Annotated in this window: 11 protein-coding genes; 5 read left to right on the forward strand and 6 right to left on the reverse strand. The window is 50.3% G+C overall.

The features are described 5' to 3' along the window. Together M3P05_RS12280 and M3P05_RS12285 are read left to right on the forward strand one after the other, a co-directional pair. The gene (locus M3P05_RS12280; RefSeq protein ID WP_249699967.1) at positions 1 to 348 is read left to right on the forward strand and encodes a hypothetical protein; all 348 of its coding nucleotides are present in this window, start codon (positions 1 to 3) and stop codon (positions 346 to 348) included. A 74-nt stretch (positions 349 to 422) separates the two neighbouring features. After that, on the forward strand, positions 423 to 1,367 hold the full coding sequence (locus tag M3P05_RS12285; RefSeq protein WP_249699968.1) for a GIN domain-containing protein: 945 nt from the start codon (positions 423 to 425) through the stop codon (positions 1,365 to 1,367). A 16-nt stretch (positions 1,368 to 1,383) separates the two neighbouring features. On the opposite strand, the gene M3P05_RS12290 is transcribed toward M3P05_RS12285, so the two are convergent. The 3 genes from M3P05_RS12290 to M3P05_RS12300 form a co-directional block, all read right to left on the reverse strand. Continuing rightward, positions 1,384 to 1,884 carry a hypothetical protein gene (locus M3P05_RS12290; RefSeq protein ID WP_249699970.1) on the reverse strand — a complete coding sequence of 167 codons (501 nt, stop codon included), beginning with the start codon at positions 1,882 to 1,884 and terminating at the stop codon, positions 1,384 to 1,386. 161 nt (positions 1,885 to 2,045) lie between these two features. Next, a complete protein-coding gene (locus M3P05_RS12295) occupies positions 2,046 to 2,723 on the reverse strand; it encodes a response regulator (protein ID WP_249699971.1) in 678 nt (225 codons plus the stop codon). Positions 2,724 to 2,829: 106 nt separating this feature from the next. Next, the gene (locus M3P05_RS12300) at positions 2,830 to 3,444 is read right to left on the reverse strand and encodes a lysophospholipid acyltransferase family protein (protein ID WP_249699972.1); all 615 of its coding nucleotides are present in this window, start codon (positions 3,442 to 3,444) and stop codon (positions 2,830 to 2,832) included. Between the two features lie 115 nt (positions 3,445 to 3,559). On the opposite strand from M3P05_RS12300, the gene dinB reads away from it, so the two are divergent. Next, the gene (gene dinB, locus M3P05_RS12305) at positions 3,560 to 4,687 is read left to right on the forward strand and encodes a DNA polymerase IV (RefSeq protein WP_249699973.1); all 1,128 of its coding nucleotides are present in this window, start codon (positions 3,560 to 3,562) and stop codon (positions 4,685 to 4,687) included. Here the strand turns inward: dinB and M3P05_RS12310 are convergent. After that, the gene (locus tag M3P05_RS12310) at positions 4,684 to 5,658 is read right to left on the reverse strand and encodes an NADPH:quinone reductase (RefSeq protein WP_249699974.1); all 975 of its coding nucleotides are present in this window, start codon (positions 5,656 to 5,658) and stop codon (positions 4,684 to 4,686) included. The two genes, dinB and M3P05_RS12310, sit on opposite strands and share 4 nt — an antisense overlap. A gap of 218 nt (positions 5,659 to 5,876) precedes the next feature. Here M3P05_RS12310 and M3P05_RS12315 point away from each other — a divergent pair, with 218 nt between their 5' ends. Next, positions 5,877 to 6,308 (forward strand): hypothetical protein, encoded by a 432-nt coding sequence (locus M3P05_RS12315; protein WP_249699975.1) that lies wholly within the window; start codon positions 5,877 to 5,879, stop codon positions 6,306 to 6,308. Here M3P05_RS12315 and M3P05_RS12320 read toward each other — a convergent pair. Both M3P05_RS12320 and M3P05_RS12325 read right to left on the reverse strand, forming a co-directional pair. After that, on the reverse strand, positions 6,264 to 8,903 hold the full coding sequence (locus tag M3P05_RS12320) for a TRAP transporter permease (protein ID WP_249699976.1): 2,640 nt from the start codon (positions 8,901 to 8,903) through the stop codon (positions 6,264 to 6,266). The genes M3P05_RS12315 and M3P05_RS12320 overlap by 45 nt on opposite strands. Before the next feature lie 217 nt (positions 8,904 to 9,120). Beyond that, complete coding sequence (locus M3P05_RS12325; RefSeq protein WP_249699977.1) at positions 9,121 to 10,101, reverse strand: TAXI family TRAP transporter solute-binding subunit; 981 nt, start codon at positions 10,099 to 10,101, stop codon at positions 9,121 to 9,123. A gap of 329 nt (positions 10,102 to 10,430) precedes the next feature. Between M3P05_RS12325 and M3P05_RS12330 the strand changes: the two genes are divergently transcribed. Continuing rightward, a partial coding sequence (locus tag M3P05_RS12330) for a hypothetical protein (protein WP_249699979.1) occupies positions 10,431 to 10,640 on the forward strand: 210 nt, incomplete at its 3' end.

Consider the following 10,640-nt stretch of genomic DNA (forward strand, 5'->3'; position numbering starts at 1 on the left):
TTGAGCAGAAGTTCCTGCTCACAAAAGTCTACAGAAATCAGTCTGACAGAGCGGGTTTGGCTGCTGGTTTTGCTGGTCTTCGACATGGTATGGAAGGCTGGCATGAGTGATGTGCCAGGCTGGCTGCGTGGTACCCACTGGATCGGAAGTTATACCGGAGTTGGTCAGGGAAAAACCAATGTCGAGGTTCAGGCCTTCAATTATGCGCATTTCATACTAAGGTTTTACTCCCGATATGGGCAAAGGCGTTTTGACGGCTTCTATGGCGGATATATCAACTATGATCCTGTGGCCGGGAAACTTCGATTTAACCCGGAAACGGATATTAGCTGGTTCAGCCGTCTATAGTGATTTTCAGTTAAATCAGGTGCGGCAGTGATTCTAGGCAAGTAATTGTGGGTAGTTTGGGGAGGAGTACTCATATGGTTCAAAAAAGTAAACCTGGCCGGCAGAAATTGCTGGCCTTATGTTTCGGTATGTCAGTGATTGCCGGGCCTTTGTATGCCCATGGGTATCATGATATTGGTTCGCAGAGACTGGTGGACTCCTGGCTGGAGCCATTACGTAATCTGGATACTTCCACTCATCAGTGGCACTTCAGTTTTCTCAGGAATGGCAGGCTTGTGCATGAGGAAGACAGCTGTGATCCCCAGCCTGTTTCTGGGCTCCGGTATGCCAGTCACCCGATCTATGGCAATCATGATGTTGTGACTCTGAATTTGCCACTGCCTCTTTCTGATGGAGCTCTTCCCCGAAGGGTTAAACTGGATCAGCCAATTCTGCTGGATGTTGTTGTTGATCCTGATTCTGTGCCGGGAGTGTCTGTTCAGGGCGAGAGTAATATTATTTCCCAGATAGAACCTTCAATAGCAGAAAATGGTGATCTGGTGTTCCTGTTCAAAAATCAGGTTGAAGCCGGTGAACCTATCAGATTGACTCTGACCCTGCCGGCACTTGATGCGCTGCATCACAAGACCTGGAGCAAGGTTGAAGTCAGTGGTGTCAGTGGTGACAGGTTACGTTTGATCAAGTCCAATGATCAAAGTGGTTCTCTGGTTGTTAAAGGAAAGGTTAAAACTCTTAACCTGATTGCGGATCGGGGGGCAGTCAACCTGGAAGAGTTGAAGGTTAATGAGGAACTACTGGTTCGAGCGGGTAGAGGCTCTGTTGTCAAAGTGAATGCAGAAGGTGCGGTACTTCAACCCAGTGTGGATCGCCATGCCTATGTCTGCTACGCGGGAGGCAAGCCTGGAGAGATTATTCCGGTTCCCAGTAACAGCTATACCGTAGGCCCCTGTCCTCAGTCGGAAGAGGCCAGTGATGCGGATGATGGTGACGATGTTTCAGAAGAAACCGCTGCCAGATGACAGGTGACACGCCCTGTCAAAGACTGCTGCAGTTGCTTTTGAGTGAGGATAGCGTTTTGGCTGAACTCCTCAGGGTGAACTGCTCAGTCTTGTTTTTATTCTTCGCCACGGGGTATGTAATTAAAACCCGGTTGCCTTTGGCAAGCTGAATAAGAAGTTGCTCAGGTACTTCAGGAATGACAACGGACATGGAATGACGCATTGCGTCAAATGACCAAAGTTGTTGCTTATCAACCCGCATATTGACCTTGATAATTTCCCGCTGCATGAATCTCTGATCTGGAAGATAGAGAGCCGCAGCTATTCTGGTATCAAAATTATCACAGAACAGGTCCAGTTCTGCATTGTGTCTATTGGTTCCGGCAGCTGCGATATGGTGTTTAAAACTTCCTGTGGCAAATGACTTCACCTGCCATGCGGCAAAAAGAGATGTTGGAAGAGCGGTCAAAACCACGAGAAGCAGGAAGCTGGTGAGCCGGTAAGTTATTTTGGCAAGCAGGTTGGTGACTCGCTTCATACCATATCTGCCCCGATCTGTTGTTCTGTGCACATCATGTGTAGTTATTTGCTTTCTGTCGTGCATGTTATCACGGGATCAATATGTTGAGGCAGGGCACTGCCCAGACAGTTATCAGGTAGCATCAGGCAATGCAGGCAGGGCCTGATGCTGGAAGTTTGTTACTCGGAAGTGGGGGCAGAGTTATCAGATTTGGCTCCGCCTGGCTCTTCAAGTTCCAGCTGCTGAAGTGCAATAACCGCCTGAGTTCTGTTTCTTACACCCAGTTTGCGGAAAATGGCGGTCACGTGGGCTTTGATAGTGGCTTCGGAAACATCCAGATCGTAGGCAATCTGTTTGTTCAGCATTCCCTCGCTGATCATCCCTAAAACCCGGAACTGCTGAGGTGTCAGTGAGGCAATACGCTTTTCCATCTCACTATCGGCACCTTCCATCTTGACGTTCATATCAATATTGGAAGGAATCCAATTCTTACCATGAAGGACGTCTTTAACCGCGTTCTTGATAACGTCTAATGAGGATGACTTGGGAATAAACCCGGCAGCTCCATAGCCAATGGCCTTGCGGATAACAGACTCATCTTCCTGGGCTGAGATCACAACAACGGGAACATTGGGGTGCTGGCCACGCATATAGAGCAGACCTGAAAAGCCGTGAGCGCCTGGCATATTCAAATCAAGAAGAACGAGATCAGGGCTGGCTGTATCCAGAGCATTCTGCAGAGAAGCAATGGAATCTGTTTCGGTGATTTTGGGAGTTCCCAACGCCTGGTTCAGCGCCGATTGCAGAGCTGTACGAAACAGTGGGTGGTCTTCAGCAATGATAATCTGGGTATCCATGGCGCTTGTCTTCCCTGAAAGCGAGCTGGAACAGGCTCTGGGTCAAAAGAGTGGCGCAACAACTTCCATGCCGTTACGCAATCTTCTTCGACTATAGCCCTTAACCCTATTGCTGAGGGTCTGCGGTCAGGGTAGTGACGAGAGGAGTCTCTTCTTCCTGGCGACGGCCACGGAAAGGGGCGTAAAACGCCTGCAGATTGGCGATATCCTGGTGAATATCGCCGGTCAGTTTGTAGGCTGGGCCTGAACCGCAGCGTTTGTTAGCGAAATCCACAAAACCTGGATATACGGGAACCTTGGCATTGTTAGCGATATGCCAGAAGCCGGTTTTCCACTTGGTGACCTTGGAGCGGGTGCCCTCGGGAGAGAGGGTCAGAACAAAGCGATGGTGGCTGTTGAAGCCTGCGACGGCCTGCTCAACGAGGTTGCATTTACGTTCACGGTGAACAGGAATGCCGCCCAGCCAGCGCATGATCGGTCCCATCGGACCTTTGAAGAGGGAGCTTTTGCCAAGCCAGAACACAGGGGTTCGCCATCTCAGAGCTACACCCATGAAAACAAGAAAATCCCAGTTGCTCGTGTGGGGCGCGCCGATCATGACGAACTTGCGGGCCTTGGGCTTCTCGCCTTCCAGCTTCCAGCCGGTCAGGTTCATCAGTAACCAGGAGATACCACAAAGGAGGTGACTGATCACCGGAGTATCGAATACTGTTGTACGCATAAATGTGCCGTGGCGGATAAGGTCCGTCGTTTACTACAAAGAGGATTTTCGCCGCGCTTGGGAAGTGAAAGCTGCGGTAGAATTGGCTGGCTAACAGAAAAACTGTCAGGGATTTATGAGCTTTTCACAGCGCAAAATCATTCATGTGGATTGTGACTGCTTCTATGCAGCGGTTGAAATACGGGAAAATCCCCGATTGCGCGGTAGGCCCGTAGCTGTGGGTGGTACCCCCGAAAGAAGAGGGGTGATAGCTACCTGTAATTACGAGGCAAGGGAGTATGGGGTGCACTCGGCCATGGCATCGGCACGTGCGGTTAAACTTTGTCCTGATCTGGAGATCCTTCGCCCAAAATTTGATCTCTACAAGGAAGTTTCGAGGGAGTTACACCAGATTTTTTCTGATTATACCGGCCTGATCGAGCCACTTTCCCTTGATGAGGCATTCCTGGATGTTTCAAACAGCTCCCGCTGCCATGGCAGCGCCACCCTGATGGCCCGGGAAATCAAAGCCCGGGCTAAGGAAAAGACGGGTATTACCGTTTCAGCAGGTGTTGCACCAAATAAATTCTTGGCCAAAGTAGCGTCAGACTGGAACAAGCCGGATGGCCTGATGGTGATTACACCGGATATGGTGGATGAATTTGTAGCTGCCTTGCCCGTAAAGAAATTGTTCGGGGTGGGAAAGGCGACTGCGAAGCGAATGGGGAAGCTCGGTATTGAAACCTGCGGGGATGTTCGCAACTGGAGCCTGATTGAACTGACCCGTAAGTTCGGAATTTTTGGTGAGCGCCTCTATCAATTGTCGCGCGGAATTGATGACCGGCCGGTTGTGACCAACTACCGCCGTAAGTCCCTCTCTCTCGAGCATACCTATAACGAAGATCTGCCGGATCGTGATGCGGTCATTGCCAAGGTTCCGTTACTTGTGGATGAACTGGTAGAGCGTTACCAGCGCATAAAGGATGAATATGCGATAACCAAGCGCTTTGTGAAGGTAAAATTCGCCGATTTCACCCAGACCACTATGGAAGAACCTATGGGTCAAAGTGACAGTGGGCCGTTTGATGTGCAGGCCTTTCACCGTTTGATGGAGACTGCCTGGGAGCGAGCCGAGAAGCCGGTAAGGCTTCTCGGTGCAGGTGTCAGACTGCGTGACTTAAAGAACAACGACAATGCGCAGCAGCTGGATCTGTTTCCCGGCAGGAAACAGACTGAAGCTGGAAATGAAAAGTGGTCTGTCTAGCAGACCTTGATAACAATGTTTCCTCTTGCGCCTGGCTCTAGCACGGCGTTGTGGGCTTCCCCAAGGTTATCCAGGGTAAATTCCTGGGCGATAACTGGTTTCAGTGAGCCGCTGGCAAGGCTGGGATAAAGGGCTGCATGAATAGCATTCATTTCCTGCTCCGATGCATTTGCCAGTGCCATACCCAGGATGGCTGCATCCCTTTTCATGATTTCCCGTGGGTTGATGGTGACAGTTCCCCGGCTTCCAATCACCACAACCCTGCCGCCATGGGCTAATGCGCTTAGGTCGTGGCCAAGGTTCACATTGGCCAGCATTTCCAAGGTCAGGTTGACTCCCTGCCCGTGGGTCCATTCCAGTAGATCTTCCAGATGGGTATCGCTGTGGTGGTCCAGAACCAGGTGGGCTCCCTGGTCTTTTACAAGTTGTCGACCTTCTTCTGTTCCTGCGGTTCCAATGACGGTCATACCGGCCGCAATACCAAGCTGAACGGCTGCAAGGCCGACACCTCCGCTGGCTCCGTGCACCAGCAAAGTCTCTCCGGGTTTGGCGTTGCCCCTTTGAAACAGGGCTCTCCACGCCGTAGCACAGGGAACACCAATACAGGCACCTGCTTCATAACTGACATTGGCAGGCAGGGGAAAAACCTGCCGGGATTCACAGAGGGCGTACTCGGCACTGGTACCGGTCAGGCTGCCGGCAATATAGACTCTGTCGCCAACCTGGAGAAAGTGGTGCTTGTCATCACCCATTGCTGCAATTGTTCCGGCACCATCCTTGCCCGGTGTATGGGGCATTGAGGCCGTGTATCCATTGGTGCCTGCGCGAATGTAGGTATCAACAGGGTTTACGCCGGCGGCGTGAATTTTTACCAGAATCTGGCCAGGGCCAGGTTGGGGAATCTGGACAGTTTCCAGTTTCAGCTGGTCGATATCGCCGTGCTGCTGCTGGCGAATGGCTTTCATGGTCATGGGAGTCCTCCTTGGAGTGAAAGCATATCGTTCGGCTGCAGAACACCAAAGAAATATTTTCCAAGTGTCAGCCTTCAGGCAGGGGGTAGGGAAAAAAAAGACAGGCTGGATAAGCGGTCTAGAGTGTGGGTATACCGCCTAAGTGGGCGGTGTCAGTGTAATATTCTGCCGGTGTTAGGCTGTCTCCGGTATTGGCAGTATGTCGTCAAGGAGTTGCCATGGAGAGGGACGTACGCCATCCATCCTTGTTTACGCTGTGTGGATTGGTGTTGTGCCTTATGTTTATGGGAAATCTGGCCAAGGCTGAGGAGCCCCTGGCTATTTACCTGAATATGAGCGATTTCACCAATGAGCAGTACCGGGGATTCATGCAGGTATATGATGAACCTCTGGATCAAACCTCAGAGGCGTTGCTCCGGGTTTACCCCGGAGCTATAAGGATGATGGATGTTGAGCCGGGAGAGTGGGTAGCAATCAATGTCGCTATGATCAGTACCATTTTTCCCTGCAAAAACAACCAGGATGAGCACCGTATAGAAGTAGGGACTGGGTCACTGACCCAGTCCGTCATTATTACTCCCCGACTTGCTGTCGAGGGTAATAGCTCAGTCTGCCGACTTGAGATCGTTGCCGCCGACTCCGGCGAATAACTCTTTCTTTCCTTCTTTATTTATATCTATTGATCCTGGAGCTGAAATTGCTCTGCGGCGCTGGTTTGTATAGATCAGCAACAGCAGTAACAGGGCAGGAATAAACATCAACTGCTTGGGAAGACGATCATTCGGCACTTCCACACTGAGAATCTCCCAGTCGAAATCAAGACCTGCTTTCTCAGCCTGACTGGCGAAACCGATGTTATCCACAATCAGTCGACCCTGATCTTCGGCAAGCTCCAGACCCATATCAAACAGACGTTCTTCTGCGGTAGCCTGATCTCCAACCTTTATCAGAATGGTCTTCACTCGCTGATTGCCGGAGAGATCTTCACCAGAAACCCTGAGACGCAGCTCTTCGCCAGGCTTGTGATCCATAACCTGCTCATAAATGCTGGTGGCGGGTAGATCAAGTCTTTCCGGCCAGGCCATATCCCACCAGAAACCAGGGCGGAACAGGGTAAAGGCGATCAGAAGCAGTCCAACAGTCTCATACCACTTGGTCTTGGTCACCCAGTAACCCTGAGTCGCTGCCGCGAAGACCAGCATGGCCCCCAGTGCACTGAAGATAGTGATTAGCAACTCCCAGATACTGCCAATATCAATCAGCAGCAGCTGGGTATTGAAAATAAACATAAACGGCAGAATGGCGGTTCGGATATCGTAAGTGAAGCCCTGGATACCGGTCTTGATCGGGTTAGCCTGGGCTATTGCTGCAGCAGCATAAGCCGCGAGCCCCACCGGTGGCGTATCATCTGCGAGTATGCCGAAATAGAACACAAACAGATGTACGGCAATGAGCGGAACGATCAAGCCATGAGCTGCACCTAGGCTGACAATAACCGGCGCCATCAAACTGGAAACTACAATATAGTTCGCAGTTGTTGGCAGACCCATACCAAGAATCAGACTGATGATGGCCGTGAAAATTAACACCAGCAGAATGCTGCCACCGGAGATAAACTCAACAAACTCAGTCATCACCTGACCGATACCCGTCAGTGTCACAGTACCTACAACAATACCTGCAGCAGCTGTTGCCACACCGATACCGATCATGTTGCGAGAGCCGCTGATCAGACCATTAAACAGATCTTTGGTGCCGCGATGGAAGGCATTGGCAATATCGCTCTTGCCGCTCAACATGTTAAGAATCGGATGCTGGGTCAGAACGATAATGATCATAAACAGCGTGGCCCAGAAAGCGGAGAGTCCGGGGGACATACGCTCTTTGGCAATACACCAGATTAGGACAACAACTGGCAGCAAGAAGTGCAGACCACTTAAGGCTGTTCTTCTTATTCGTGGAGCGATGGTCAGCTCATGATCTTCATGGTGATCAGGATATCTGGCAGCAAGAGCCAGAAGGCCAACGTAAATCAGCGAGGTGAGTACGCCAATAATCCACAGTGAAGCATCTCCAGCGACATCCTTGATCCAGCCAATACCGAAGTAAACGAAGGCGGCCAGTACGCACATCATCAGGAAGCTGCCAACGGCCAGCATCATCCACTCAGCAGTAGAGAGATTGCGCTCGCGGGGCATGCCCTGCATACCAGCTTTTACTGCTTCCAGATGCACGATATAGAACAGTGCGATATAGGAAATAGCGGCCGGTAAAATCGCATGGCGAATAACGTCGATATAAGGAATACCGACATATTCCACCATCAGGAATGCTGCTGCGCCCATAATCGGAGGCGTCAGCTGACCATTGGTGGAGGCGGCCACCTCAATGGCACCTGCTTTTGTAGCGGGGAAACCAACCCGCTTCATCAGCGGAATCGTGAAAGTACCTGTGGTTACAACATTGGCGATACTGGATCCAGAAATCACACCGCTGAGGCCTGAGGAGACAACAGCGGCCTTGGCCGGTCCACCCTTCAGGTGGCCCAGTAATGAGAATGACAGGCGAATAAAGTACTGGCCTGCACCAGCCTGCTCAAGCAGGGCGCCAAAAAGAACAAACAGGAACACGAAGTTTGTCGATACACCAAGGGCGACACCAAAGACGCCTTCTGTCGTCAGCCAGAAGTGAGACATAGCCTTGTTCAGGCTTGCTCCCTTGTGGGCAACAATATCCGGCATATACGGGCCGGCAAAGGTGTAAATCAGGAAGACACTGGCAACAACAACCAGAGGAGGTCCAAGTGCCCGCCGGGTAGCCTCAAGCAGCAAAACCATGCCTATAACCGAAACAACAACATCCTGGGTGATAGGAGCACCAGGGCGCTCGGCAAGCTGAGCATAAAACAGATAAATATATGCTGCAGAAAAAGCACCAAGTAAGGCCAGTATCCAGTCCTGAACCGGAATATGGGTTTTGGGTGAGCGCTTCAGAGCCGGGAATGCGGTGAAGGAAAGAAAAATCGCAAATGCCAGATGAATTGCCCGCGCTTCAGTGTCATTAAGAATGAAGAAATTTAAAGTGAATGGCAGTGGTGAGGCGTACCACAGCTGAAAAATTGCCCATGCAAGGGCAGTAAAGGTCAGAATGCGCGCTGCCAGACCGCGTGGGTTGCGTGCGCCAGTGTCAGAGTCGTTGACAATTTGAGCTGCAGCTTCTTGACCTTTGTTTATTGAGTTGGACATGATTCGTTACCCTGGCCAGGTGAGCTTCCATACATCCTGCAGAACGTGAAAAGAGTTGTTCCGACGCGAAAGCTCAAGAATGACATCAGCAGGCTGGAAGAAGATAACCAACAGCCGCTGGTAAATTTCCCATACCTGCCAGATATGGGAAATGCAGAAACGAACAGCAGGCGCCAGGCACCTACGGTTCGTTTTCTGAGGACCGGTTAACGTATGACTACATCAATCCTGCTTCTTTGTAGTATTTGGCTGCGCCATCGTGCAGAGGTGCAGACAGACCGTCCTTGACCATCTCTTCTTTCTTCAGGTTGGCAAAAGCTGGGTGCAGCTTGCGGAAATCGCTGAAGTTTTCGAAGACAGACTTAACAATCTGGTAGATGGACTCTGGAGGAGTTTTGGTGGATGACACAAAGGTGGCACCTACACCAAAGGTTTTGGTGTCTTTAGCATTACCGGAGTACATTCCGCCGGGAATAGTGGCTACACGGTAGTAGGGGTTGTCTTTGATCAGCTTTTCAACTTCTGGTCCGCTGACATTTACCAGGACGGTGTCACAGGACGTGGTTGCTTCCTTGATGGAACCATTTGGGTGGCCAACAACATAGACCATGGCATCGATCTTGTTGTCGCACAGTGCTTTGGCCTGTTCGGCGGCTTTCAGCTCGGTTGCCAGTTTGAAGTCAGATTTTTTCATGCCATAGGCATCCATAACCACTTCCATGGTGCCACGCTGACCAGAACCGGGATTACCGATGTTGACGCGCTTACCTTTTAGGTCACCAAACATTTTTATGCCGGAATCTTTACGGGCCAGAACGGTGAAAGGTTCTGCGTGAATGGAGAATACTGCACGAAGGTCTTTGTTCTTGCCCTGGTCAGCAAATTTGCTGGTACCATTCCAGGCATGATACTGCCAGTCGGACTGGGCAATACCCATATCCATCTCACCGGCCTTGATAGTGTTAAGGTTGTAAACAGAACCACCGGTACTCTCAACAGAGCAGCGGATACCGTGTTCTTTACGGTTCTTGTTTACCAGGCGGCAGATTGCACCGCCCGTAGGATAGTACACACCAGTGACACCACCCGTACCGATCGTAACGAACTGCTGCTGCGCTGCAGTTGCCGGTACACTTATGGTTGCCGCAGTCAGACCTGCGCCGATCACTGCAAACGATAGCTTTTTCAGCAAAGACATAGAAAGCCCCCAGATATTTGTCGTTATAGCCAACCTGATGGGAAAAACGTCGAGAGCAAGCATAGATCAGTCGCTCTCATTGGACAGGAAGGCCGTGTAGTAGATAAGCCTGCAAAACTTGTAGTTTTTGGGTTTATCTCAGGGTATTTAACCTTTGTCAGAGTTAAGTACCTGGCCCGAAATTTTGAACCGGTCTCTGACGATGCAAAACATCAATACTTGAAATGCAGGTGGCAAGTCAATTCTTTTACAAAAATATTTCAGGTTTTTTTAGAGTCATTGACTGGAAGCAAGAAGAATTAGTGGTCTATTTTGGTAACAGACTTTGATTGTGGGTAACTAACAAGCGGAATCTACAAGGTGTTTTACTTAACAAAATTATTTTATGGATGGGATGGAGTTACGGTATCAAAGTGATAGTAAGAATGATGTATTCCTGCAGTATTTTATGCATTCTCGCAGGAATCATACATGTAAATTCTGTTTATGCTGGAGTGAGGAAGTTTGATGAGGGCTATTACATTGCTGTTCATATTGTA

Source organism: Parendozoicomonas callyspongiae (assembly GCF_023502345.1).
GTDB classification, from domain to species: domain Bacteria; phylum Pseudomonadota; class Gammaproteobacteria; order Pseudomonadales; family Endozoicomonadaceae; genus Sansalvadorimonas; species Sansalvadorimonas callyspongiae.

Coding starts and splice junctions, on each gene's coding strand:
- M3P05_RS12285 (WP_249699968.1), top strand. CDS start 423: ATGGTTCAAAAAAGTAAACCTGGCCGGCAGAAATTGCTGGCCTTATGT.
- M3P05_RS12290 (WP_249699970.1), bottom strand. CDS start 1,884: ATGAAGCGAGTCACCAACCTGCTTGCCAAAATAACTTACCGGCTCACC.
- M3P05_RS12295 (WP_249699971.1), bottom strand. CDS start 2,723: ATGGATACCCAGATTATCATTGCTGAAGACCACCCACTGTTTCGTACA.
- M3P05_RS12300 (WP_249699972.1), bottom strand. CDS start 3,444: ATGCGTACAACAGTATTCGATACTCCGGTGATCAGTCACCTCCTTTGT.
- dinB (WP_249699973.1), top strand. CDS start 3,560: ATGAGCTTTTCACAGCGCAAAATCATTCATGTGGATTGTGACTGCTTC.
- M3P05_RS12310 (WP_249699974.1), bottom strand. CDS start 5,658: ATGACCATGAAAGCCATTCGCCAGCAGCAGCACGGCGATATCGACCAG.
- M3P05_RS12315 (WP_249699975.1), top strand. CDS start 5,877: ATGGAGAGGGACGTACGCCATCCATCCTTGTTTACGCTGTGTGGATTG.
- M3P05_RS12320 (WP_249699976.1), bottom strand. CDS start 8,903: ATGTCCAACTCAATAAACAAAGGTCAAGAAGCTGCAGCTCAAATTGTC.
- M3P05_RS12325 (WP_249699977.1), bottom strand. CDS start 10,101: ATGTCTTTGCTGAAAAAGCTATCGTTTGCAGTGATCGGCGCAGGTCTG.